Origin of the sequence: Paraburkholderia sp. SIMBA_053 (genome assembly GCF_046534895.1) — a bacterium.
Classification (GTDB): Bacteria; Pseudomonadota; Gammaproteobacteria; order Burkholderiales; family Burkholderiaceae; genus Paraburkholderia; species Paraburkholderia caledonica.
Genome location: NZ_JAWRXU010000100.1, coordinates 1 through 467, shown reverse-complemented (window position 1 = coordinate 467; position 467 = coordinate 1). Strand labels below are relative to the sequence as shown.

Here is a 467-nt window from a genome sequence, read left to right as displayed (position 1 = left end):
CCATTGAATCGGCGCGCCGCCATAGCTGCCGAAATGCAGCGCGTAAATCGCGCTCGTGGCGGCGGCCCAGTTGTCGCCGTTGCCATCGCCGGGCAGGAACTTGTGGTTCACGAACTCGCCGCTGACGGGGTCCATCAACGCGAAGCCGCCGCTGCGCGCGAGGTAATGCGGGTCTTCGCCGCGCACGAAGACAGTCGCGCCAGGCTGTCCCGCGCGCCGCCATGTCAGCTCTTCCGGCTCGAAACCGGGCGCCTGTGCGCGCACCTTGTCGAGCAAAGTCGTGGGCGCGAGCAGTTTCGTCGCGTCCTGTTCGGGCTTCGCGGGCGCCTTGCCGAAGAACGGATTCTGTGCGACGAGCATCGGTTGCAGCTTGCCGTCGTAGATCAGCTTGTCTTGCGCACTGTAGATGTAGTCGTGCAACCCGAAGCCCACAACCGACAGCGCCATCACCAGATGAAACGGCAAGC

At 64.7% G+C, this 467-nt stretch carries 1 protein-coding gene; it reads right to left on the bottom strand.

Annotation, left to right across the window (positions count from 1 at the left end):
• The coding region (locus SB753_RS34745) for a PepSY domain-containing protein (protein ID WP_410804571.1) at nt 1-467 on the bottom strand (467 nt) is incomplete at both ends.